The organism is Methanoregula sp. UBA64 (assembly GCF_002502735.1).
GTDB lineage: Archaea > Halobacteriota > Methanomicrobia > Methanomicrobiales > Methanospirillaceae > Methanoregula.
The window spans coordinates 1247172-1269078 of sequence record NZ_DAQC01000001.1 but is presented as its reverse complement, the minus strand read 5'-3'; the positions used below and the strand labels follow the sequence as shown (position 1 = coordinate 1269078).

General features: G+C 59.9%; 25 protein-coding genes. 20 read left to right on the top strand and 5 right to left on the bottom strand.

Going from position 1 to position 21907, the window contains the following annotated elements:
- The first annotated feature begins 9 nt into the window (after positions 1 to 9).
- The 4 genes from BP758_RS06460 to BP758_RS06445 all read left to right on the top strand — a co-directional run bounded on the left by BP758_RS06460 (position 10) and on the right by BP758_RS06445 (position 3328).
- On the top strand, positions 10 to 720 hold the full coding sequence (locus BP758_RS06460; protein WP_292369854.1) for a flavodoxin family protein: 711 nt from the start codon (positions 10 to 12) through the stop codon (positions 718 to 720).
- Positions 721 to 841: 121 nt separating this feature from the next.
- On the top strand, positions 842 to 2341 hold the full coding sequence (locus BP758_RS06455) for a DUF2193 domain-containing protein (protein ID WP_292369852.1): 1500 nt from the start codon (positions 842 to 844) through the stop codon (positions 2339 to 2341).
- A gap of 34 nt (positions 2342 to 2375) precedes the next feature.
- Positions 2376 to 2588 carry a DUF2180 family protein gene (locus tag BP758_RS06450; protein WP_292369850.1) on the top strand — a complete coding sequence of 71 codons (213 nt, stop codon included), beginning with the start codon at positions 2376 to 2378 and terminating at the stop codon, positions 2586 to 2588.
- The gene (locus BP758_RS06445) at positions 2588 to 3328 is read left to right on the top strand and encodes an MIP/aquaporin family protein (protein WP_292369848.1); all 741 of its coding nucleotides are present in this window, start codon (positions 2588 to 2590) and stop codon (positions 3326 to 3328) included. Before BP758_RS06450 ends, BP758_RS06445 begins: the two co-directional genes overlap by 1 nt.
- Positions 3329 to 3395: 67 nt before the next feature.
- Here the strand turns inward: BP758_RS06445 and BP758_RS06440 are convergent, their stop codons facing one another.
- Positions 3396 to 4043, bottom strand: coding sequence for a hypothetical protein (locus BP758_RS06440; protein ID WP_292369846.1), 648 nt, complete (start codon positions 4041 to 4043; stop codon positions 3396 to 3398).
- A gap of 159 nt (positions 4044 to 4202) precedes the next feature.
- Here BP758_RS06440 and BP758_RS06435 point away from each other — a divergent pair, with 159 nt between their 5' ends.
- A complete protein-coding gene (locus BP758_RS06435; RefSeq protein WP_292369844.1) occupies positions 4203 to 5120 on the top strand; it encodes an AEC family transporter in 918 nt (305 codons plus the stop codon).
- 87 nt (positions 5121 to 5207) lie between these two features.
- On the opposite strand, the gene BP758_RS06430 is transcribed toward BP758_RS06435, so the two are convergent.
- Positions 5208 to 5747: a hypothetical protein gene (locus BP758_RS06430; protein WP_292369842.1), complete on the bottom strand. Its 540-nt coding sequence runs from the start codon at positions 5745 to 5747 to the stop codon at positions 5208 to 5210.
- A 151-nt stretch (positions 5748 to 5898) separates the two neighbouring features.
- Positions 5899 to 6675, bottom strand: a complete 777-nt coding sequence (locus BP758_RS06425) for a winged helix-turn-helix domain-containing protein (RefSeq protein WP_292369840.1) — start codon at positions 6673 to 6675, stop codon at positions 5899 to 5901.
- A gap of 113 nt (positions 6676 to 6788) precedes the next feature.
- On the opposite strand from BP758_RS06425, the gene BP758_RS06420 reads away from it, so the two are divergent.
- Positions 6789 to 7187, top strand: coding sequence for an MTH865 family protein (locus tag BP758_RS06420; RefSeq protein WP_292369838.1), 399 nt, complete (start codon positions 6789 to 6791; stop codon positions 7185 to 7187).
- A 19-nt stretch (positions 7188 to 7206) separates the two neighbouring features.
- Here BP758_RS06420 and BP758_RS06415 read toward each other — a convergent pair whose 3' ends face one another.
- On the bottom strand, positions 7207 to 7932 hold the full coding sequence (locus BP758_RS06415) for a 4Fe-4S double cluster binding domain-containing protein (RefSeq protein ID WP_292369836.1): 726 nt from the start codon (positions 7930 to 7932) through the stop codon (positions 7207 to 7209).
- Between the two features lie 125 nt (positions 7933 to 8057).
- Here BP758_RS06415 and BP758_RS06410 point away from each other — a divergent pair, with 125 nt between their 5' ends.
- The 10 genes from BP758_RS06410 to BP758_RS06365 all read left to right on the top strand — a co-directional run bounded on the left by BP758_RS06410 (position 8058) and on the right by BP758_RS06365 (position 17350).
- A complete protein-coding gene (locus BP758_RS06410; RefSeq protein WP_292369835.1) occupies positions 8058 to 8360 on the top strand; it encodes a carboxymuconolactone decarboxylase family protein in 303 nt (100 codons plus the stop codon).
- A gap of 77 nt (positions 8361 to 8437) precedes the next feature.
- Complete coding sequence (locus BP758_RS06405; protein ID WP_292369832.1) at positions 8438 to 9052, top strand: FmdE family protein; 615 nt, start codon at positions 8438 to 8440, stop codon at positions 9050 to 9052.
- A 79-nt stretch (positions 9053 to 9131) separates the two neighbouring features.
- On the top strand, positions 9132 to 9383 hold the full coding sequence (locus tag BP758_RS06400; protein ID WP_292369831.1) for a hypothetical protein: 252 nt from the start codon (positions 9132 to 9134) through the stop codon (positions 9381 to 9383).
- 109 nt (positions 9384 to 9492) lie between these two features.
- On the top strand, positions 9493 to 11463 hold the full coding sequence (locus BP758_RS06395) for a M3 family metallopeptidase (protein ID WP_292369829.1): 1971 nt from the start codon (positions 9493 to 9495) through the stop codon (positions 11461 to 11463).
- A gap of 63 nt (positions 11464 to 11526) precedes the next feature.
- Complete coding sequence (locus BP758_RS06390; protein WP_292369827.1) at positions 11527 to 14163, top strand: aminotransferase class V-fold PLP-dependent enzyme; 2637 nt, start codon at positions 11527 to 11529, stop codon at positions 14161 to 14163.
- 85 nt (positions 14164 to 14248) lie between these two features.
- Entirely contained in the window at positions 14249 to 15049 is an 801-nt protein-coding gene (thiM, locus tag BP758_RS06385) for a hydroxyethylthiazole kinase (RefSeq protein ID WP_292369824.1), read from the top strand.
- Between the two features lie 5 nt (positions 15050 to 15054).
- Entirely contained in the window at positions 15055 to 15690 is a 636-nt protein-coding gene (thiE, locus tag BP758_RS06380; protein WP_292369822.1) for a thiamine phosphate synthase, read from the top strand.
- Positions 15690 to 16067, top strand: coding sequence for a DNA polymerase ligase N-terminal domain-containing protein (locus tag BP758_RS06375; RefSeq protein ID WP_292369820.1), 378 nt, complete (start codon positions 15690 to 15692; stop codon positions 16065 to 16067). Before thiE ends, BP758_RS06375 begins: the two co-directional genes overlap by 1 nt.
- Before the next feature lie 107 nt (positions 16068 to 16174).
- Positions 16175 to 16657, top strand: a complete 483-nt coding sequence (locus BP758_RS06370; RefSeq protein WP_292369818.1) for a hypothetical protein — start codon at positions 16175 to 16177, stop codon at positions 16655 to 16657.
- Between the two features lie 75 nt (positions 16658 to 16732).
- Positions 16733 to 17350, top strand: a complete 618-nt coding sequence (locus BP758_RS06365; RefSeq protein ID WP_292369817.1) for an isochorismatase family protein — start codon at positions 16733 to 16735, stop codon at positions 17348 to 17350.
- Between the two features lie 27 nt (positions 17351 to 17377).
- Here BP758_RS06365 and BP758_RS06360 read toward each other — a convergent pair whose 3' ends face one another.
- The gene (locus BP758_RS06360; RefSeq protein WP_292369815.1) at positions 17378 to 18208 is read right to left on the bottom strand and encodes a TrmB family transcriptional regulator; all 831 of its coding nucleotides are present in this window, start codon (positions 18206 to 18208) and stop codon (positions 17378 to 17380) included.
- 193 nt (positions 18209 to 18401) lie between these two features.
- Between BP758_RS06360 and BP758_RS06355 the strand changes: the two genes are divergently transcribed.
- The 4 genes from BP758_RS06355 (at position 18402) to BP758_RS06340 (ending at position 21870) form a co-directional block, all read left to right on the top strand.
- Positions 18402 to 19103: a CDGSH iron-sulfur domain-containing protein gene (locus tag BP758_RS06355; protein WP_292369813.1), complete on the top strand. Its 702-nt coding sequence runs from the start codon at positions 18402 to 18404 to the stop codon at positions 19101 to 19103.
- 29 nt (positions 19104 to 19132) lie between these two features.
- Entirely contained in the window at positions 19133 to 19546 is a 414-nt protein-coding gene (locus tag BP758_RS06350) for a Rieske (2Fe-2S) protein (RefSeq protein ID WP_292369811.1), read from the top strand.
- Positions 19547 to 19606: 60 nt separating this feature from the next.
- Positions 19607 to 21232, top strand: a complete 1626-nt coding sequence (locus tag BP758_RS06345; protein ID WP_292369808.1) for a GMC family oxidoreductase — start codon at positions 19607 to 19609, stop codon at positions 21230 to 21232.
- 182 nt (positions 21233 to 21414) lie between these two features.
- The gene (locus BP758_RS06340; protein WP_292369806.1) at positions 21415 to 21870 is read left to right on the top strand and encodes an ester cyclase; all 456 of its coding nucleotides are present in this window, start codon (positions 21415 to 21417) and stop codon (positions 21868 to 21870) included.
- The last annotated feature ends 37 nt before the right edge of the window (positions 21871 to 21907 follow it).

Here is a 21907-nt window from a genome sequence, read left to right as displayed (position 1 = left end):
CATACCCGTATGCCATCCCCCCTTGTCGGACGCAAGATCGGTGTCGGGACGATCCTCCCGCCGCAGCCGGAGAACGTGAAGGGAATACGGGTTGTCGGGATCTCGGGGTCGAGCCGGGAGCAGGCAGGGCTCTCGAAGTCCGAGCGCCTGCTGCTGAGCGCCCTTGACCGGTGCAAAGATCTCGGGTGCGAGACCACGTTTCTCCGGTTAAAAGACCTCAAAATCTACGAGTGCGAGGGCAACTACTCGGAGAACCCGGAGTACTGCACGTATCCCTGCCAGTCCACCATGAAGTACGAGGACGACGAGATGGACAAGGTCTATGCGGCAGTCCTCGACTGCGATGTGCTCTTCCTTGCAACCCCCATCCGCTGGAACAACCACTCGGCCCTTGTCCAGAAATTCGTCGAACGGATGAACTGCATCGAGAACCAGTACTCGTGGTTCGGCAACCGGATGATCAAAAACAAGGTCGTAGCGCTCATTATTATCGGCCACGTGGACGGGATGCAGCACGTGGCCGGCAACCTCTTAAACTTCTTCTCCTGGCTCGGGTTCCACAGCCCCGAGGTCTCGATCACTGCCTGGGTGGGGGAGAACAACGAGGACACGACCCGGGACTGGGAGCAGATCGAGAAAAATCCCTATACGCAGGAAGATCTCGTGGACATGGTCAACAGCTCGCTCCGGCTGGCATGCAGCCTGAAACGCGAGGTCTGAAAATACCCTTTTTTCCGGCGTTTGCGAAGATTCTCCCCGTTATATAAAAACATATATAGGGTCACTCCCATTGTAGGCATGTTGGCACCCTTTCATACTACGGGTGCCGGGAGTCGAGGATATGCAGACGGTAGTAAAGAAGATGATCGCAGAGGCGATGGCTGCCCAGCACGCCGATGTGAACCAGATAAAAAAGAAGCGGGGAGAAAAATTCGTCATCGGCGACACGAAAGCCTATGCCGATGCCGTGAAATGCATGAAACCGGCAGGGAACCAGAGTAAAGCGGTCTTTGCCCTGCACAAGGACTCGGTCGATGCCCACTATACGATCCTCAAAGGGCTCACGAACACCATCCGTCCCGAGGACGACCCCTTTGTCGAACATTACCAGACGCCGGTGATCATGGAGATCCTGTACGACGAGGACCCGGCGTTTAAGAAAAGCGTTGACACGTTTATTGCGGCTGTCGGGAAGTCCGAGGCCCTGATCGGGAAGGAGTCGGCCCGGCGCTACGCGGGGTTCTACGGGCCCACCTGTGTCGTGGACTTTGCGCTCATCCCGGGGAGCAGCAGCAACATCGTCAACCAGATCTTAAGGACCACGAAGATCCCGGTCGCCCACAAGCAGGCGATCCTTGCGGCAAAGTCCTGGGGCATGAACACCTCGTACGGCTTTGGCGATGTCTTTGCCCACGCAGTCGAGGACGGGGCGACCCTTGCGGACGCGGTAAAAAAAGAGGTTGCGATGATCCAGTCGATCTACCGGACACCGGTCGCAGCCCAGGCGAAGCTCATGGACGATGCCGGCCAGTCCTCGTTTGACTGCCGGAAGTACATGAAATCGTACCGGACAAAGATGACCGGTGCGGTAAGAGCCGCCATCGACGAAGGCGTCCACTACGGCAATATCGTGACCGTGCCGGCCTACTGTGTCGGCGACATTGCCCACCATATCGCCCAGTCTACGTACAACATGTGCAAGGACGACGTGATCATGGCCGTGATCGAGGCGGTGACCGAGGTCATGGACAAGACGCTTGCCGCGGCAGCCCCGAAGATCAAAAACGAGTCCGAAGTGCTCTCCCTTGCCACCGGGGCCTCGGCAAGCGCAGCCGAGTATCTGCTCGAACTCGACGGGTTCAACGCGGTCATGGTCGTGGACATGCTCACGAAACGCTACCACAACTATGTCCAGCTCTACCCGAAGCGGGGAGCAGCGGTCGAGCTGCACAACTGCGACTTCATGGACATGGTGTACCGGGGCTGGAAGCTCGTGGACAAGGCCCGGAGGATGCAGGCCGGGACAAAAGGCATGCTCACGCCAAAGGTGGGCGGCTACGACGTGAACCTTGCGCCGATCCTGAAAAACGAGGTGCTCGCAAACCCGCAGCGGTATGCCTACCCGGCGTGTGCGATGACGGTCCGGTTCTCGGCGATGATGCGCCTTGCCGACTACCCGTGTCTCTTAACAAGCGAGCCGGTCACGGCAACCCTGATGACCAACATCATCGCGTTGAACAAGACTGTTGCAGCAGCCCCGGCCCGGATCTGCAAGGACTGCGCATCTGCTGCTCTCATGGATTTCCGGCACTGCGCCTGCCAGTGGAAGGATGCGGTGTAAGCCCGGCAATAGGGCTGAACGTGGGGGATCCTGTATGAAGTGCTACGTGTGTGCGAAGGAGGGAGTTAGTTCGGATGCGGTCGCCGTCTGCACGGTCTGCGGCATGGGGACCTGCATGAAGCATACGATACGAAAGGAAGTCGATGTCTGGGAGGGGGGCTATCCCTTCCCCTCGCGGAAACTCCCGAAAAAGATGCCGAGGATGTTCTGTCCCGACTGCGCCGGGGCCTACAAAGGAGAGTTGTGATGGCATCGCTCTCCACCCGCTGCATTGCAGAAGGGGTCGGGACGCTGCTCCTCGTGTACTTCGGGACCGGGGCGGCGGTAATAACGCTGATGCTTGCCGCCGGGACAAAGCCGGTCTCGGCGTTCAATGTCGGGATCGGCGAACTGGGAGGTATGGGCGACTGGCTGGCGATCGGGCTGGTCTTCGGCATCACGATCGCCGCGGTCATCTATGCGCTCGGCCGGGTCTCGGGGGCGCACCTCAACCCGGCGGTGACGATCGGGCTCTGGGCGGTAAAGAAGTTCCCGTCGGGAGAAGCTCTCGGGTATATTGTCGCCCAGTGTATCGGGGCTGCGGCCGGGAGCGTTCTCCTGTACTTCTCGCTCGGCGCTGCCGCGGTGACAACCGGCGGGCTCGGGGCGACCGCTCCCTTCCCGGGCATCGGGTACGGGCAGGCGATCCTTGTCGAGGCTATCGCTACCTTTGTGCTGATGCTCGTTATCATGGGCGTTGCGGTGGACGAGCGGGCCCCGCCGGGCTTTGCCGGCCTCATCATCGGCCTCACGGTTGCGGGCCTTATCACGATGGCGGGAAACATCACCGGCGCCTCGCTCAACACGGCCCGTACGTTCGGGCCGTACCTTGCCGACAGCCTGCTCGGGGGCTCGAACCTCTGGATGTATTTCCCGATCTATGTCATAGGTCCAATTTGCGGGGCGGTCGTTGCCGCGCTGTTCTACACAAAGATTGCCGCGGACTGAGCCGGAGACCGGCAATCCCTTTTTTACCGGGCGATAAAAAGAGACCGGGTTTTCCCGGCACGAATCCTTACGTAATAATGATGTCCGGGTGGTCCCGGTCTTCGGTAGTGTTGATCGCCGTCACCCTGATCTCCGCATTGTCGATAAAGAGCATGGCCTGCCCGAAGTGCTGCGGAATGCCCGGGTCGGCAAAGACCTCGTAGGCTTTCAGGCCCTCGCCGGTATAATGGGGGACCTGGACCGCGGTGTACCGGAGCGTGGCGTTTGCCCGGTCATAGGCCGGGTTCGAGAGCGTCAGGATCACGGAATCGTTTGCTGCCGGTGCATTGGCGAGCATCAGCGCGGCGTTCGGTGAGGATGTGCTGTTCCAGAGCGAACTCGTGCTGAACGTATTAGTGGAGATCCCGCCCGAGAGCCGGTCCGGCGTATCGGAGAAGTAGATCGTATCGGGACGGACACCGGTAAGGGTTAAGGTCATCGTGCCGTTCTCCCCGGGGACAAGCGACCCCGAGGTTCCTTCCTGCACAAAGAGGAAGCTGATGATGTCTCCCGGTGTGGCAGCCGTTGAAACTCCTGCCGGGATCGCGCAGGTCGTGGTGCCGGTTCCGGCAAGTGCCGGGCCGATGGCATAGAAACCTGCGAGGGCTCCTGCACAGAGCCCGATGATGAGACCGGCAACAAATACCGGCTGGAGGAAAATATCCTTTGCAACCATCTGTGGAGGTATTTTTTTGCGAGGTTCCCATAAATACCTGCGGAGACCGGGGGTACTGCGGCGCCGTGCCCCGTTCCCAAGATATATGCCCGATCCCGCAGAAAGTACCAGCTGCAACTGCCCGCATACCGCACCGGGCACGAACCGGGGATGCCGTACATGGACTTTATCACCGTAGTCATCGCGATAGCCACCCTCTTTGTACTGATCGCGGCCGGGTTTGGCGCCCGGAAGTACGGCCTCGTTAAAGACAACCATGTCCACCTCATCTCCCATATCCTCGTCAGCGTCTCGCTGCCTGCCCTGACCATTGCAAGCATGCAGGTGCCGGAGACGGCACAGACCATGGGGATCGTAGACCGGATGCTCGTCGTTGCCGTGGGCTACTACCTTGCTGCGTTTGCCATCGGGCTCCTCCTCTGCCGGTTCCTTCCCGCAACGTCAGAGGAGAAGGGGGTCTTCCAGTTCATGCTGGTCTTCCCGAACTCCATGTTCATGGGCATCCCGGTGGCGCTGGCGGTGCTCGGCCCAAGCTCGCTCTTTTACGTGATCCTCTTTAACGTCCCGTTCTATTTCCTGGTCTTTACCCTCGGCGTCTGGCTGCTTGCCCGGGGCCGGCCGGGAAAGATCGACCTCAAGGTCCTCCTCTCCCCCGGTCTTGTGGCGGCAATCGCGGGGCTCGTGCTCTTCCTCTTCCAGCTCAATCTCCCCTCCCCGGTCCAGTCCGGCCTCGAGCTGATCGGATCTGCCACAACCCCGCTTGCGATGATCGTGGTCGGCGCCATGCTTGCCACCCTCCCCCTGCACCGGCTTGCCGGCGACTGGAGGATCTACCTTACTACCGCACTCCGGCTTATCGTCTTCCCGGTGGCGGCATTTCTGATCCTGTCGCCGTTTGTCTCCGACCACCTGCTGCTCGGCGTTGCCGTGCTCATGATCGCCATGCCGGTGGCGGCAAACTCGGTGCTTCTCTCGGAAGAGTACGGCGTGGATGCGACTCTTGCCTCGCAGGGCGTCTTCATCTCGACCGTGCTCTGCCTTGCAACGATCCCGCTGTTGGAAGTTTTGCTCTTTTAGGAGAATGCCCGGGGGCTGTCAGGCTGTCCCGGCAAAAAAAAAGAAAAAATTTTCGAGAGGAATTTTTTGAGAGGGAAGTAGTGTGTATCAGGCAGACCGGGATGCGGTTGCATTCCGCGGGTGCCACTGCTGGCGGGTAGTGCTGGTAACCTGCCCGTTGTGGGCCGGGTAATACGAGGCAAACCATGCCTTTTCTGCTGCGGTGTCGTTGTTCCTGATCGCAGTCTGGAGCGCACTTACGTCGACGCCCTTCTGTTGGAGTCCTGTCACCAGCTTCTGGAGCCGTTCCTGCTGCATAGTTGCATTCGCCGTAATGCCCGGGGTTTTTTCATGGGTACTATTTCCCGCCCGGCCAATCCCGCCAAAGCGGGAACCGGCCGATCCGGCGGTTGCGTTCTTCTTTAAGGGTCCTTGTGTCTTGTTCGCGGTGAGGTTGAAGCCTGCACCGGTGTGCGGGTGGCTGCTGTTTGCAGCGAACCGGAACCCGGGCGCGTGACCGTGCTGTACGGTCTCGCCGCCGGCCTGCGCCATGCCTGCCGCGGCTGCCGGTCCGATCGCGAGCCCGAGGATAATGAGGGCAGAGAGGACCACCGCGATCCTTCCTGCCCCCCGGATAACGAATGTCATACGATCAACTCCGTGATGGAATGGGACGCGGCCTGCTTTGCCGGCATCTTGTACAGTTTATTTTACATTTTGTAATATAAACGTTAGCATCCCGCCGTGGCGGATCCAGGGAAACCGAAAGAAAAACGGAATTATCCTGAGGATTTTTACCTTATGCTGCGGGATCCGTGCAGTCCTGTTTCGGGCAGAGGGTTGCATACAGTGCGGCAACGGCTCGCAGGGCCGAGAATCCCTTCTCGGTGATGATATAGTCGCCCCGCTCGTGGCGCTGGAGGATCATGCCGGTATCGGCGAGCTTTTTAATGTGGAAGAGGAGGTTACCCCCCCGCAGGCCCGTGAGGGCCGAGAGGTCGGAGAAGGTCCGGGTCTGGGTTGCAAGGGACTGGAGGATCTGGAGCCTCTGCGTGTTTGCGAGCGGTTCGAGGATCTCCTTTACGGTCTCTTCCTCGGGGACCGGCCCGGCCGCTTCGCCCGGTTCGGCGGCTTTTGCATAGACCCCGAGCGCCTGCATCAGGCCGATCTGCTTCTCAAAGAGCCGCGATACCTCGGAAAAACAGGTATCGCAGCGGGATGTCGTGCCCTTTTTCCGGAGTGTCTTCATCTCCTTTCTGCACGCTGCAATCACCTCGTCCGTGACCTCGCCGTTCCGGATATGCCCGGCCGTGCTCTCTAAAAATTCCATAAAAACGGAAAAACACTTGTCGCGCATCGGGCAGTCCTGCACCATCTCGCCCGGCAGTTCGGCCTTTGCCGCTCCTACCTGGTGATCGGCAATGAGCCCGGAGTAGTTCCTCTTTACCTCCCCGAGCACCGCATCGATATGCTGCTGGTTAGCCCGCTCGATAAACCTCTTCAGGTCCGTCCGCAGACCGGTGATCTCTGTTTTGAGCTCCCGGATCTCGGTTAACGATCCCAGTACCGCACCCATGGTATCCTCGTCTCACTAAAAAGGGTCAGTGCCATGACCCTCCGTTCTTTGTATAGTTTACTGACGCTCTTGTATATATCCATAACACATGGAGAAGAGTATGGTGAAAGAAGATGCCAGTTTGGAACTGTACCGGTAAAACGGTGACAAAGGCACAGGCAGAGAAGTCCCTTGCAACGATCAAGAGCGCCTGTTTTAAGTGCGAGACCCACAGCAGCGATTGTGCGATTGCCCATGCGGCGGGTGCGGTTGCAGCGATGATCGATGAGAAACCGTCCGTAAAGGACCTGATCCACGGTCAGATCACGGGAGCCCTTGCCGGGGCAAAGTTCCCGATCAAAACCCCCAAAGCGCTCCTCGAAGCGTTCCCGAACGGTGCGGATACCACCTGCTGCGTCGGGGATCTCAAGATGACTGCGGGGGAGGCAGGAAAGCTCCTCACAGCCTCCGACTTCCCGTTTAAAAATGCGAACGCGGTCGCCGACACGATCGTGGAGCGGGCCGGGCTCTGACCCTCCAGCGCTTTTTTTGTTACTGCACGTCTCTTCTGGAATTTTTCCTGCCATACGGGCAGATATAGAGGCACATCCCGCAGACCGCCGGGCCGCCGTTCTGCTCCATCTCCTTAAAGTAGCGCTCGCAGGCCGCTGCATCGAACCGGGCCTCGCGGGGCTCGTCTGCCCGAAACGCCCGCCCGGTAAACGCATGGACCGGGCAGGCATCGGTACACTGCATGCAGCTGCCACAGCGCTCCTCCATCGGGGTCCCGGTCGGTTCGAGCGGGGCGTCGGTGAGCACCGTCACCCACCGGACCCGGGGGCCGTGGTCCGGGGTGACTAGGAGGCAGCTCTTCCCGATCCAGCCAAGGCCGGCAAGGTGCGGGGGGAGCTTGTTCGAGATGATGCCCGCGATCTTCTCGTCGCTTGCCCGTTTCGAGGCCGGGGCGGGAAGCGCCCGGTAGCCGGCCCGCTGGATCCGGTTCGCGACCTCGACTGCCACCTGGTCGAGCATCGAATTGATGACATCGTAGCTGTTGTGCTTGTAGAGCATTGCCGCCGCGTACTCGGCACGGTTGGGGATGAGATCGACAAGCGAGTCCTGCAGGGCAATTCCTATGGCAATGGCCCGGGGGTACCGGGCCACCAGCTCGCCGCCCTGGCCCCTGACAAACTCCTCTGCAAGGGTCAGGTCCGCCACACCGAAATAGTCCGCCCCGCGCCCGAGTGCGCAGGATCTGAGTTCTTCGCCAAGCTCCATACCGGCTTCCTGAATTGAGATCTGTACCGTCCTGTTATGTGAGCTTACCGATTTTGCGCTTGCCCGCAAAAGAAGGAAACGGTATATCCGATTGTATTTCCTATCGTTTCTTTGAGGGATGTAAAATGACAACCACGATGGAACTCTTCCAGAACGAAGCCCCCGAAGTGGCGGCTGCGTTCAACAACCTGATCATGGCGGTCGTGAAACGGCCGGCGCTCGATGCAAAGACCAAGCAGCTGATCTACATCGCGATGAAGGCAGCGATGGGGGACGATGCCGCGGTAAACGCCCACATCCCGATGGCAAAGGCAGCCGGGGCAACCCGGGAGGAAGTGATCGATGCGATCCTCATGACGGTCACCGTTTCGGGGATCCGGGGCGTGGCCCATTGCCTGCCGGACGCGGTGGCGCAGTTTGAGAAGTGATCTTCTGTTACCGGCAGGGCAGACCTGACGAAACGGTTTTACTGTTCCGGGGTATAATGTCGTGATCACGTGAGATCATGAGCCGGAAACTTACTACCTACGAAGATGCCGTCGCCTTCCACGGCCACACCTGCCCGGGCCTTGCGCTCGGCTACCGGGTGGCGGAGTACGCCCTCAAAGCCCTCCACGCGGAGCGTTCCGAGGACGAAGACCTGGTGGCGATTGTCGAGAACGATGCCTGCGGGGTCGATGCCGTGCAGGCAATCGCCGGCTGTTCGGTGGGAAAGGGCAACCTGATCCTAAAAGACCTCGGCAAGCACGCCTACACCTTCATCAACCGGAAGACCGGCTCTGCCATCCGGCTCGTCCAGCGCCCGGAGCCCCTCACCGAACGGCTCGACCCGGCGGCAGCAGCGCTCCGGGCAAAGGTGATGAGCGGGAAGGCAACGCCTGCCGAGGAGAAGGAGTTTGAGGAGCGGCAGGCCGCGATCATCCGGAAGATCCTCACGATCCCCTTTTCCGAACTCTTTATCAAGAAAGAGGCCCGGTCGGAGATCCCCGAGAAGGCGCGGATCTTCGGTTCGGTCCAGTGCGCTTCCTGCGGCGAGATCGTGGCCGAGCACCGGGCCCGGGTGAAAAACAATAAGATGGTCTGCATTCCCTGCGCCGGCGAATACAGCCGGGGCTGGTAACCTTTTTTTGCCCGGCACGGTTCGGGCACCTTTATGCAGGAGCCTCGCGCCAGTACTACCTGTATACGGAGACACAAGAATGGGCGCACTTGACGGCATACAGGGCATGGTCGCGGCATACCTCATCTCCCCCGGCGGGCAGGAGACGATGAAAAATTTCCTCTCATCCCCGCAGGGAAAAGAAGCGATCGATGCATACCTCTCGACCCCCGCAGGCCAGGACATGGCCCGGCTCCTCCTTTTACGGGCGCTCGACAGCCTCGACATCGCCGATTCCGTCAAGGACCAGATCCGGACGGCCCTTGCTGAAAAAGGCACCACGGCCCCGTAATCTAATCGCCTGAAAAGGTCTTCCCGGCCCGGGTATAACCCATCCCCTTTTACCCCGGGCAGTTCCAGTACCCTGCAATAATTCCCCGATAGCAGAAAGGATCGTTTCCATGACCCCGGACACTGTTCCCACCCCTATCCGGACCGCATACCGGCCCGGCGATATCACCGCCATCTGCGATGCAGCGATTGCCACCGCGACAAAGGCGCTCGACCGGATTGCACATCTTCCCCCGGAATCGCGGACCTTTGAGTCCACCCTGCTCGCATTCGAGAGCGCGATGGCGGACTATGGCGATGCGGTCCTGCCGGTCACCCTCATGGGCTATGTCTATCCCGACAAGGATGTCGCAGCCGAAGGATCGGCAGCAGAGGAGAAGGCCGGGAAGTTCTCGGTCGGCATCTACACCCGCCGCGACCTCTACGATGCGATAAAGACCGCCGTCCCCCGTACCAAAGAGGAAGAACGGCTCCTCTCCGAGACGCTGCGGCAGTTTAAGAAAAACGGTCTTGCCCTGCCCGACGACGGTCTTGCCCGCGTCAGAAAACACAAGGAAGAGATCACCGGGCTCGAAGTACGGTTCACGGCAAACCTCAACAACGACACCTCTGCAATAGATTTTTCAAAAGAGGAACTCGACGGCGTCCCGGAGGACGTGCTCGCCACGTTCTCGCGGACCAGCGACGGGCGCTACCATGTCACCACCAAGTATCCCGATTATATCCCGGTGATGCAGAACGCAAAGAACGGCGAGACCCGCAAACAGCTGTACACCGCGTTTGTCAACCGGCAGGCAGCGGCAAACACGGAGCTCCTCGAAAAAGCGATCCTGGTCCGGCAGGCCTGCGCACACGAACTCGGGTACGCAAGCTGGGCGGACTACCGGCTCGACGGCCGGATGGCAAAGACTACTGCCGCAGTGCTGGCGTTCCTTGGCGATCTCAAAAGCCCGGTAAAAGAGAAGGAAGAGGCCGACCTCGCTGTCCTGCTCGCCCTTAAAAAAGAGCTTGTCCCGGGTGCTGACCGGATCGATCCCTGGGACCTTGCCTATCTCACCGAGCAGCTGCGCATACGCCGGTTCGCGCTCGACAACGAGGCGATCCGGAAGTACTTCCCGTTCGATACCGTGCTCTCCGGGATGCTCGGGATCTTCGGCCCGCTCTTTGGCGTGCGGTTTAGCGTTGTCCCGGATGCCCCGGTCTGGGCGCCGGGCGTCTGCCTTGTCCGGATCACGGACAGCGCCGACAACCGGACCCTTGCGTATATTTACCTCGACATGTTCCCCCGGGACGGCAAGTACGGGCACATGATGATGGTGCCCCTGATCGCAGGCCGGAGGACAAAAGACGGGTACTCGGTCCCGGTCACTGCTATTGTAGGCAACTTCCGGGCACCCTCGGGCGCTACCCCCTCGCTCCTCACCCACGACGATGTGGAGGGACTCTTCCACGAGTTCGGCCACGCGCTCCACGGGTGCCTGACCCGGGTCCCCTATGCGAGCCTTGCGGGGTCGAGCGTTGAGTGGGACTTTGTCGAGACCCCCTCGCAGGCGCTCGAAAACTGGGCGTGGGAACCCGCGGTGCTCGATGCGGTCTCGGGGCATTATGCCCGGCCGGAGGAAAAACTCCCAAGAGACCTTTGCGATCGGATCATCGCCGCCCGGGACCTCGGGGCCGGCCTTCTGTATACCCGGATGCTCGTGATCTCTTCCGAGGACATGGCGTTCCATACCGCAGAAGGGCCGGTCGATGTGACTGCAACCGGCAACCGGTTCTACCGCGAGCTCATGGGGATCGAACCGCTCGCGGGCGGCCACGAACCCTCGACCATCGGCCATTTCATGGGCGGGTACGATGCCGGGTACTACAGTTACCTCTGGGCCGAGGTGTACGCCCTCAATGTCTTTGCCCGCTTTAAGGCCGGCGGACTTTTTAACCCGGCCACCGGCGCGGAGTACCGGCACACCATCCTCGAACAGGGAAACATGCAGCCCGGCGACGAACTCCTGCGGGCATTCCTCAAAAAAGAGCCCTCCATGGAACCCTTCTACGAACGGCTCCATATCCGGGCGCCCCGGTAAAGCGGTGCAAAAAGACCGCCCCAAGCGTTTCTCTTATCTCCCCTCCCGCCCCAAGTACCCGGTGTGACGCATGAGCCGCCGGTAAAAAATATCCTGTACTGGTGCGACCGGTGCAATATCCCCCTGATTGGCCGGACCTGTTCCTGCAAAGGAGAGGGGCGGCCCCTCGAACTCCTCCAGCCGTACGATGTACGCCCGGCGCTTGCCGCCGACATGGCGCTCATTATCCGGCTCGTGCGGGAACGCTTCGGGAACGTGCCGGTCCCGACCGTCCTCCTCCTCAACAAGACCGGCGGCGTGGACCGGGCAGACCTTGTGATCGCCCACGGGTACCGGTTCGGGTGGCTCACCTTTGACCCGGTGGCACGGAAGTTCTCGTTCGACCTCTCGCCCGAGGCGCTTCCCTTTATCCTCAAACACGTGACAAAAGGCATCGTCGACCTTGAGACCGGGATAGAGGCCCCGGCCGGCCCGGGCAGGATGGGGGGCAAGAAGTTCCGGTTGAACAACCCCGTACCCGACGGCACCGCGATCGTGAAACTCAAAAACCGGTACGGGACCGGGGCGGTCAAGAACGGGCAGATCCGGGTAAAGGAACTTGCCCCGGTCGAGACCCGGACCGCGCCGAACCCGGGCTGGGCGCAGGTGATCGAACAGAACCAGTATCACCTTAAAAATCTCGAACGCAGCGCCGTGCGGATGATTAAGTCCCATATCCACGACCGCCCGGTCTGCAATGTCTCGTTCTCGGGGGGAAAAGACAGCACCGCGGTCCTGACGCTTGCACGAAAGGCCGGCGTGACCGATGCGTTCTACCTTGACACCGGCATCGAGTTCCCCGAGACCGTTGCATTTGTCCGTTCGCAGGGCGTGCCCGTGATCGAAAAAGCCGGGGACTTCTTTTCGGCGGTAGAAAAGGCCGGGCCGCCGGGGAAGGACAACCGCTGGTGCTGTAAGCTCCTAAAACTCCGGCCCCTCCAGATCCATCTCGCAGAGGTCGGCCCCTGCGTGACCGTGCAGGGCAACCGCTGGTACGAGTCATGGAACCGGGCAGCGCTCGAAGAGACCAGCCAGAACCCGGCCAATCCCCTCCAGCTCAATATCTCACCGATCCGGAACTGGCGGGCGCTCGAGGTCTTTTTGTACCTCTGGTGGCAGAAGGCCGCAATCAACCCGCTCTACGATCAGGGGGTCGAACGGATCGGCTGCTGGGTCTGTCCCTCCATGCTCGAAAGCGAGTACGAGGGCCTCAGGGGAATGCACCCGGAGTATACGGCACGGTGGGATACCTTCCTTACCAAATGGGCGGAGAAGAAGGGGCTCCCCGATGCATTTTATCAGTGGGGCCTCTGGCGCTGGAAGGCGCTTCCCCCCAAGATGCGCGAGCTCTGCCGGGACCGGGGCATCCCGGTCCGGGACGACTACACACTCCAGGCCGAACCGCCGGTGGAGCACGAAAAGACGGTTGAAATAGCACAGGGGAGTACCATGGATCAGCATATGTCAGGTACGGCGGCAGGGGAGTACGATGTGGATGCAGTCCGGCGGGATTTCCCGATCCTCTCCGATATTATCTATCTCGATAATGCCGCCACCAGCTTCTCGCCCGAGCCCGTGGTGGCAGCGCAGGTCGAGTTCGAGCACAACTACCGGGCAAACGTGGGCCGGGGCGTCCACCGGCTCACGAGCATTGCAAGCCAGCGCTACTGGCATGCGCATGAGAAGGTATCAGACTTTATCGGCGGAAAAGACGGGGTTACCGTCTTTACCCGGAACACCACCGAGTCCGTCAACATGGTCGCTCAGGGCCTCTCCTGGAAACCCGGCGACCGGGTTATCACCACGATCCTCGAACACCACTCGAACCTGCTCCCGTGGCGCAGGCTCGCCCGGCAGGGTGTTGCCACCGATATTATCGGTATCGACCCCGATTATGAGCCCGATCTCGGGGCGCTTGAAAAAGCGATCACCGGGTCCACGAAGCTCGTGGCCATCACCCATGCCTCAAACGTGCTCGGCGTGGTTACCTCGGTAAAGGAGATTGCGGAGATCTGCCACGCGAAAGGCGTCCTCCTCCTTGTGGACGGGGCGCAGGCTGTTGCCCATATGCCGGTCAATGTCAGGGAGCTCGGCTGCGATTTCTACTGCTTCTCGGGGCACAAGATGTCCGGGCCCACCGGGACCGGCGTGCTCTGGATGAAGGAGCCCTGCATCGAGCCGCTCCTTCTCGGCGGGGGAATGGTTGATGCGGTGACCGCGGACGGGTACACGCCTGCGCCGGGCTACCAGCAGTACGAGGCGGGGACCCCGAACATTGCCGGGGGCATTGGCCTTGGCGCTGCCGTGGACTATCTCCAGAATCTCGGCATGGACCGGATCCACCGGTACCTCACTGGCCTTACGGACCGGCTCATCGGCTCCCTTTCCGAGAACAAGAGCGTCCATGTCTATGCTCCAAAGGATCCGGCCCGGCGGATCGGGGTAGTCTCTTTTACCGTGGACAACTTCCACCCCCACGAGGTGGCCCAGCAGCTCGATGAGGCGGCAGACATCATGGTCAGGTCCGGCCACCACTGCTGCCAGCCGCTGGTAGAAAGCCTCGGGCTTCCCGACGGGACCGTACGGGCAAGCCTTGCCTACTACACTACCCGACAGGATATCGACCTGCTCGCGGCCACGCTTGAAGAGATTACCCGGTAAGACTCTTCCCGCCTCCGCTTTTTTGCCGATCAGCCACGGTTTATTACGCCCCCCGCCCAATCTACCGGTATATCCGGTGACTACCATGGACAACCAGATCTTCTCTGACGTCTTTTCCAGGGCAAGGGAACAGCACCCCCTCATCCACCATATCACCAATTACGTGACCGTGAACGACTGCGCCAACATCACCATCTGCGCCGGGGGAGCGCCGGTCATGGCCGATGCCCGGGAAGAGGCCGGGGAGATGGCGGGCTTTGCCGGGGCGCTTGTCTTAAACATCGGGACGCTCAATGCCGGGATCATCGAGAGCATGATCCTTGCCGGGAAGGCGGCAAACGAGCGGGGGATCCCGGTGGTGCTCGATCCGGTCGGTGCCGGTGCAACAAAGCTCCGGACCGAGAGCACCCGGCGCCTCTTTGACAAACTCGATATCGCGATTGTCAAAGGCAATGCCGGCGAGATCGGTACACTTGCCGGTGCCAACGCAAAGGTCCGCGGCGTGGACTCGGCAGGAGTCACCGGCGACATTGTCGGCATTGTCCGTGACTACGCTGAATCCTCCGGGATAACGGTTGTTGCAAGCGGGGCAACCGATATCGTGAGCGACGGGAAACGCGTCCTCTTTGTAAAGAACGGCCACCCGATGATGGGAACCATTTCGGGGACCGGCTGCATGGCCTCATCGGTCACCGGTGTCTGCGCCGCGGTCTCCCCGGACCGGGTCATGGCCGCGGCAACCGCCCTTGCAGCGTTCGGGCTTGCCGGGGAACGGGCAGCGGCACGGGCAGCAGGCCCGGGGTCGTTCAAGGTTGCGCTCTTCGATGAGATGGCTGCGCTTGAACCCGCCGATCTCAAGACCGGCGCCAGAGTCACCACCGTGTAACGGGTATGGCACTCGATCTCTACGTTGTCACCGATGAACAGATCGGGAAGGGGCGCTCCCATGCGGAGATCGCCCGGCTCGCCTGCGCCGGGGGGGCCGGTGCGATCCAGCTCCGGGACAAACACCGGGCCCCGGAAGAACTCATCCGCATCGGCCGGGAGATACGGGCGATCACCCGCGGGGCCGGGGCGCTCTTTATCGTAAACGACAGCCTCGACGTGGCGCTTGCCTGCGGTGCTGACGGTGTGCACCTCGGGCAGGACGATATGGCAGCGGGCATGGCCCGTCTGCGAGCGCCCCGACCGTTTATCATCGGGATCTCGGCCGGGACCGTTGCAGAAGCTGTTGCCGCCGAAAAGGCGGGGGCAGACTATGTGGCCTTAAGCCCGGTCTTTGCAACAGCATCAAAAGACAATGCCGGCCCCGGCCAGGGCCTCGTGGTCCTGCGGGAGATGAAGGCCGCGGTCTCCATCCCGGTGATCGCCATCGGCGGGATCACCCGGGAAAACCTTGGTGAGGTAATCGCCGCAGGTGCGGACGGTATCGCCGTGATCTCGGCGGTCGTGGCAGCACCGGATATCACCGCAGCGGCCCGGGACCTCAGGGAGCGAATCGCAGCGGCAAAAGCGGGGCGCCGGTAATGGCAGACACCTTCGTGCTCCACGAACATTTTTCAAAGCACCACCACTTCGACTTCCGGCTGGAGCACGACGGGGTCTTGGCGAGCTGGGCAGTCCCCAAAGGCCTTCCCGAAAAACCCGGGGAACGCCGGCTTGCCATACAGGTCGAGGACCATCCCCTCTCCTACGGGACGTTCGAGGGCACGATCCCCGGGGGCGAGTACGGGGCGGGAGAGGTGAAGATTGCCGATGCCGGCACGTACGAGACGCTCGCATGGACGAACGAGCGGATCGAAGTCCTGCTCCACGGGAAAGAGCACACCGGGAAGTACGTCCTCCTCCGGTTCGCAAAAGCCGGGGAGAAGAACTGGATCGTGCTCAAAGGAAAAGAAGCCTGAATCAGTGCCGGTCGCGGGATACGCTGCCTTGTTTTATCCGCGGTCATACCTGCGAAAATTTTCGCAGTCAACGCCGTGTATATAATCCCGGAAAACGACAGGAAGGTATGCAGATAACGTTCCTTGCCCTTATTGCCGTAGGTATCGCGGCCATCGTTGTGGCGGGGTGTACCTCGACTGCCCCCGCCACCCCGGCAGCTCCTGCAACAACACCCGCGCTGCTCTCCGTTTCCATCCAGCCGGATATCCCCCGTTACACGGTCCAGATGTCATCGGCACCCGGGATCGGCCTCTCTCCGAATATTACCGGGCAGCCCCAGCCGGCAAACCTCACCTGCACCTGGACAACAGACTATGGCCACTTCCTTATCTGGGATGCCCCGGATTACACGGTAAACGAACGGGGGACAACCGTTACCGGCAACCGGACAAAAGTGTACTGGACCTATATCGGCGAGAATGAAACCCTCCCGCGCCCGCAGGTCCATATCTCGCTTGCGGTCGCCGACCCGTCGACCGGTGCCGTCATCGGGCATGCGGAGAAGATCATCGGCTGGGATGCCAAAAACGATACCGCCGTGATCGGGTAGCCCCTTTGCCGTGGTCAATACCTATTTAGGCCAGGGAAGGAATCCACTGGTATAGCCAGAAGGAGGGAAAATGGAATGCCAGACAAAAAAGACGGAAGGCTTGAACTGCTGACGGACAAGAACAGCGCACTCGTACTCGTGGACTACCAGCCCACGATGTTTGCGGGGGTTGCATCGGGAGACAAGACGATCATCCGGAACGCGGCATACTGTGCGGCAAAAGCCGCGCAGATCCTCAACGTCCCGGTCGTGCTCTCGGCGATCAACCCGGCAGGCAACGGGAAGTTCCTTGCCGAGATCGCCGATCTCTTCCCGGGCCAGGAAGTGTATGCCCGTGCCGTGCCCAGCTTCGATGCATTCGAGGACGAGAAGACCTTGAACGCCTTTAAAAAGACCGGCAAAAAGAAGCTCGTGATCTCCGGCCTCTGGACCAGCATGTGTTTTGCCTACACGGCCCTGCACGGGATCCGGGAAGGGTACGAGGTGTACGGCCTGATAGATGCCGGCGGCGACTCCACACCGGACGCCCACAAGTACGGGGTGGAAAGGATGATCCAGGCCGGTGTCGTCCCGATCACGGTAGAATCGCTGGTCTCGGAATGGATGCACGAGTGGACCAACCCGAAGGCCGGCGAACTGGTAAAGGAAGTGTATTCCCGGTACGGGTACATGATCGGCCTTGGCCGGCAGTAACGGAATTATCCGCGCATGCCCTGGTATTCAGGATGCGTTCTTTTTTTTAGGGGGGTTCTGGCGGGATTTACCCGCACCAGTCCCGGTCCAGTTCGGATTTGCCCACATAATGTTAAAGACATTGTTTACCGCTTTTGCCACCATCTCGTTCTCGATCCAGAGGGCAACGAGATCGGTACGGTTTGCGGACTTGTCTTCGGGCAGGGGGAAGATCATGAGCATCTCCCTGCTGTCGATAGTCAGGGTACGGATAAACGGTTCCGGGGCGATCTGGATATCCGGGGTTACGGGAGAGAAGGATTCCCGTACATCGAGGATCTCCCCTTTTACCCGGATCGGGTTGTTTGCCGAGATCCGGATGACCACGCCCCTGCGCTTTGCTGCGGCAAGCTGCTCTTTGATCGGTTCGAGTTCCTCGGGGTAATAGAGGGTTCCAAAGAGGTTGAGACTCGTCTTTGCCCGCCGCATCATGTCGGCAGTCGTGGCAGCGATGTTATCCAGTCCCCGTACAATATGGGTTTTCGGGGGCTCACTCTCACCGCGTTTCTCATAATACAGGGTAAAATCATCGTTTAACCGGTCGAGCTCGGCATCAAGGCTTAATTTGCGGCTGCCCACCGTTTCCGAGGGACAGACCGGGGAGATCTTCCCGGGTCTCCCCTTCTCTACGGTGAGCCATTTCCGGTCTTCGAGAAGTCTGATGGTATCGTAGATCTTGGTCCTTGGGATCCCCGAGACCTCTGCGAGGGCAAAGGGTGTCATGCTCCCCCTCTCTATGAGTGCGGTATAGGCTTTTGCCTCGTACGCGGAGAGCCCGAGCGTCCCAAGCAGGTCGATGGTCTTCTTATCAGCAGGCATGTAGGGTGTACTGTAACATTTCCCCATATATAAGTTACAAAATCCTTATGAACAAACCGGGCGATTCACAATTGTAAAGAAAACAGAACCTGCCGGGCTGCAGGAAACTGCGATCCGGTGCAGCAGAGGGATCTGGTGCATACCGGGCCGGTAACCAAAAAGCCCTGCATTTGGTGACTCTCACGATCCACTCATGACAAAGACCTCAAAAGAACCACAAAAACCCGGACACGACACCATGAAGATCACGGTTACGAAAAACGGGCCCTATATCGTCAGCGGAGGTGTGCCCCTCATCCAGATGGAGATCTGCAATGACGATGAGGGCTACTGCCGGACATGGCGGGAGGTAAAGCGGTACCCGGTGCAGGAGACCTATGCCCTCTGCCGGTGCGGCCATTCGGAGAACAAGCCGTTCTGTACCGGGATGCATGCGAAGATCGGCTTTGACGGGACCGAGACCGCAGGAGACGAGCCGTATCTCCGGCACCCGCGGATCATCCGGGGTCCGGAACTGGAACTGCTCGATTACGAGAACCTCTGCGTCCATGCCCGGTTCTGCATGCGGGCCGGCGGGATCTGGGGGCTCACCGAACAGTCGGACAACCCGGAGGCCCGGGAGATTGCTATCGAGGAGGCCTGCAACTGCCCGTCAGGAAGGCTGGTCATGAAAGATCGGGAGACCGGAAAAACCATTGAGCCTGAACTGGAACCGTCCATCGTTGTGATCGAGTATCCCCCGCGCGGGGAGCATGGGCCGCTCTGGGTACGGGGCGGGATACCGGTGGTATCTGCTGACGGGAAACCGTACCATATCCGGAACCGTCTCACGCTCTGCCGGTGCGGGAAGTCGGAGAACAAGCCGTTCTGCGACGGCAGCCACGTGCAGCACTAGAGAAAAAGCAAAGATTTCAGAGGGAATGTATGAGTTTTGTCAAAGTTGCAAAGACCGGGGACATCTCTCCCGGGACCATGAAACACGTTGAGATTGCCGGAAAAGAACTCTGCATTGCAAATGTCGGCGGGAAGTTCTATGCCATCGGCGACCGGTGCGGCCACGAGAATGCAAGCCTTGCACGGGGAAAACTGGAAGGTACTCATGTTGTCTGCCCCATGCACGCTTCCAAGTTTGATGTAACGACCGGGAAAAAAGTTGCCGGACCCGTCCTCGAACTGGCCGGGATTGCCAAGAAATTCAGCGGGTGCCCCGAACCGGTGAGAAAAGAGATGGGAGCAATGTTTGAGGGTATTGCCGCGGCACAGAGCTCGATCAAGACCTACGACGTGCCGTCCTATGACGTGAAGACTGAGGGTATGGATATTCTGGTAAACGTGTAAGAACGCCGGATAAAAACCGTATCGTCCGGGTTTAAAGAGAGAAAACGGAGGAGCAAAACCATGGCAAACGAGAGCAGACAAACCTACGATTATATCATTGTCGGGGCCGGCACATCCGGGCCGATTGTCGCATCCCGGCTGAGTGAAGATCCTCATGTATCAGTCCTGCTGCTGGAGGCCGGCGGGGAGAACATAAACGATATTTCCCGGGCACCGGGAGCCTTTTTCAAGGTCTGGGGAACTGATTACGACTGGCAGTACGAGTCAGAACCGCAAAAGGGCTTGAACAACCGGAAAATTTACTCTCCCCGGGGCCACGTTGTCGGGGGATCTTCGGCAATCAACGTCGGGTTCTGGATGCGGGGGACAAAGGAAGATTACGATTTCTGGGAACAACAGGGCGCCAAAGGCTGGAATTACGAAAAGGCGCTGGAAATGTTCCAGAAGATCGAGGATACCGACAAGGGACCGACCCGGTACCGGGGAAAAGGCGGCAAGGTACACCTGGAAGATTCAGCGTATCCAACGAAATTTGTCCATACCCTGCTTGAGGCATTCAAGGAAGCCGGGTTCGGCAGCATCGGGGATTTCCAGGCTGAAAATCCGTATCAGGCCGATGTTGTCCAGAAAGATTACCTCAACAGGGTCCGGCGTACCCCTGCGGACAGTTACTTGTCCGACGAGATCCGTAAAAGGCCCAACCTGAAAGTCCGGACCGATACCTTTGTCCGCAAAGTAATCTTCAAAGGAAACCGGGCAGTGGGCGTTGAAGCTGAACATCAGGGCACTGTGCAGCAGATCACGGCACGTGCCGAAGTCATTCTATCGGCGGGAACCTATAACACGGCGCAGATCCTGAAACTGTCAGGAATAGGGCCTAAAAAGGAACTGGCAAAGCACGGCATCCCTGTGGTTGCGGATGTCCCGGGCGTCGGTGAAAATCTCAACGATCACCTGATGGTGTACCCCCGGGCCCTCTCTCCCGTTCCCCTCCCGGATACCCGGTTTAACCCAACGAGCGACGAGGCCATAGCACAGTGGCGAAAAGAACAGACCGGGCCTGCCTGTTACTATCCCGGCCCGGCGGCCGGCCTGGTTTCGAGCGACGGGACACACACCGGCCCGGACTTTGAAGTGATCCTGCAGTATGTCCATTCCGCGACCGGTTCTGAAAAAGAGTTTGCGGGAGCGGGGACTATCGTAGAGAGGAGCGGGTACTCCCTTGCGGTGATCCTGATGATCCCCAAAAGCAGAGGAAACGTCCTGCTGGCCTCGGCAGACCCCCATGACAAGCCCCTCATCGATCCGAATTATTTCAGCAACCCGGATGACATGAGACGGTTTATCAAGGGCGTGCGGTATGTGCTGGAGCTCACGAAAACCCGGGCGCTTTTGCCCTATACGGAAAAGGTGCACCCTGCCGTGGATGCAAGTGACGCCGAGATTGAAGCCTTTATCCGCAGCGAAGCCAGCACCGTATTCCACCCCGTTGGAACCGCACGTATCGGCGATCTTACAAAAGACCCCCTGGCCGTGGTGGATTCCCACCTGCGGGTCCGCGGTGTGGAAGGGTTGCGGGTTGCGGATGCATCCATCATGCCTCAGGTGAACCGCGGGCATACGATGGCACCGGTCACCTACATCGGGGAGATGGCCGCCTATATCATCCGGTCGGAGAAGCACTGACCGTACCAGCGTCCGGAACCCGTAATGCCGTGTCCTGTATACGTTGGCGATCGCAATCCGGGCAGATGACGTGCCGGCCGGTAACAGGAAAACCGCCGGCAAAGATGTCCAGCCGGACGTGTAAGAACGTTGAACAAGGACCCGCCACCGTGCGGGGGAATGAAAAAAGGAGGAGAGAAACCATGGCAAAAGAGATCAGGCAGGACAAGACCGTCGAGCAGCACATAAAGACGTTCGACGATCTGGATTTCCGGGTATTTACCGGACGGAAGTGGGAGGATCTTGGAGAGAGCCATGCAAAGGATATCCTCGTCCACTGGCCCGACGGCCACACGACAACCGGCGCGGAGACGCACATCAAAGATCTCGACGCAATGTTTGTCTACGCACCGGATACCCGGATCAAAAAACACCCGGTCAAGTTCGGGTCCGGGGAGTGGACTGCGGTCATCGGTGAGATGGAAGGCACGTTCACAAAGCCGATGCCCCTGCCGGACGGGACCTCGATTCCGCCGACCGGCAAATCCTTCAAGCTCCCTATGTGCACCATCGGGCGCTGGAAGGACGGCGTTATGGTCGAGGAGTACCTGTTCTGGGACAACCAGACCTACATGAAGCAGCTCGGCCTTGCACCGTAAGCCGGAAACCGTGGCACCGGGCCAACCCCCCATTTGT

Excerpts from the sequence above, each read along its gene's own strand:
- BP758_RS06460 (WP_292369854.1), top strand. The coding sequence starts at position 10 with ATGCCATCCCCCCTTGTCGGACGCAAGATCGGTGTCGGGACGATCCTC.
- BP758_RS06455 (WP_292369852.1), top strand. The coding sequence starts at position 842 with ATGCAGACGGTAGTAAAGAAGATGATCGCAGAGGCGATGGCTGCCCAG.
- BP758_RS06450 (WP_292369850.1), top strand. The coding sequence starts at position 2,376 with ATGAAGTGCTACGTGTGTGCGAAGGAGGGAGTTAGTTCGGATGCGGTC.
- BP758_RS06445 (WP_292369848.1), top strand. The coding sequence starts at position 2,588 with ATGGCATCGCTCTCCACCCGCTGCATTGCAGAAGGGGTCGGGACGCTG.
- BP758_RS06440 (WP_292369846.1), bottom strand. The coding sequence starts at position 4,043 with ATGGTTGCAAAGGATATTTTCCTCCAGCCGGTATTTGTTGCCGGTCTC.
- BP758_RS06435 (WP_292369844.1), top strand. The coding sequence starts at position 4,203 with ATGGACTTTATCACCGTAGTCATCGCGATAGCCACCCTCTTTGTACTG.
- BP758_RS06430 (WP_292369842.1), bottom strand. The coding sequence starts at position 5,747 with ATGACATTCGTTATCCGGGGGGCAGGAAGGATCGCGGTGGTCCTCTCT.
- BP758_RS06425 (WP_292369840.1), bottom strand. The coding sequence starts at position 6,675 with ATGGGTGCGGTACTGGGATCGTTAACCGAGATCCGGGAGCTCAAAACA.
- BP758_RS06420 (WP_292369838.1), top strand. The coding sequence starts at position 6,789 with ATGCCAGTTTGGAACTGTACCGGTAAAACGGTGACAAAGGCACAGGCA.
- BP758_RS06415 (WP_292369836.1), bottom strand. The coding sequence starts at position 7,932 with ATGGAGCTTGGCGAAGAACTCAGATCCTGCGCACTCGGGCGCGGGGCG.
- BP758_RS06410 (WP_292369835.1), top strand. The coding sequence starts at position 8,058 with ATGACAACCACGATGGAACTCTTCCAGAACGAAGCCCCCGAAGTGGCG.
- BP758_RS06405 (WP_292369832.1), top strand. The coding sequence starts at position 8,438 with ATGAGCCGGAAACTTACTACCTACGAAGATGCCGTCGCCTTCCACGGC.
- BP758_RS06400 (WP_292369831.1), top strand. The coding sequence starts at position 9,132 with ATGGGCGCACTTGACGGCATACAGGGCATGGTCGCGGCATACCTCATC.
- BP758_RS06395 (WP_292369829.1), top strand. The coding sequence starts at position 9,493 with ATGACCCCGGACACTGTTCCCACCCCTATCCGGACCGCATACCGGCCC.
- thiM (WP_292369824.1), top strand. The coding sequence starts at position 14,249 with ATGGACAACCAGATCTTCTCTGACGTCTTTTCCAGGGCAAGGGAACAG.
- thiE (WP_292369822.1), top strand. The coding sequence starts at position 15,055 with ATGGCACTCGATCTCTACGTTGTCACCGATGAACAGATCGGGAAGGGG.
- BP758_RS06375 (WP_292369820.1), top strand. The coding sequence starts at position 15,690 with ATGGCAGACACCTTCGTGCTCCACGAACATTTTTCAAAGCACCACCAC.
- BP758_RS06370 (WP_292369818.1), top strand. The coding sequence starts at position 16,175 with ATGCAGATAACGTTCCTTGCCCTTATTGCCGTAGGTATCGCGGCCATC.
- BP758_RS06365 (WP_292369817.1), top strand. The coding sequence starts at position 16,733 with ATGCCAGACAAAAAAGACGGAAGGCTTGAACTGCTGACGGACAAGAAC.
- BP758_RS06360 (WP_292369815.1), bottom strand. The coding sequence starts at position 18,208 with ATGCCTGCTGATAAGAAGACCATCGACCTGCTTGGGACGCTCGGGCTC.
- BP758_RS06355 (WP_292369813.1), top strand. The coding sequence starts at position 18,402 with ATGACAAAGACCTCAAAAGAACCACAAAAACCCGGACACGACACCATG.
- BP758_RS06350 (WP_292369811.1), top strand. The coding sequence starts at position 19,133 with ATGAGTTTTGTCAAAGTTGCAAAGACCGGGGACATCTCTCCCGGGACC.
- BP758_RS06345 (WP_292369808.1), top strand. The coding sequence starts at position 19,607 with ATGGCAAACGAGAGCAGACAAACCTACGATTATATCATTGTCGGGGCC.
- BP758_RS06340 (WP_292369806.1), top strand. The coding sequence starts at position 21,415 with ATGGCAAAAGAGATCAGGCAGGACAAGACCGTCGAGCAGCACATAAAG.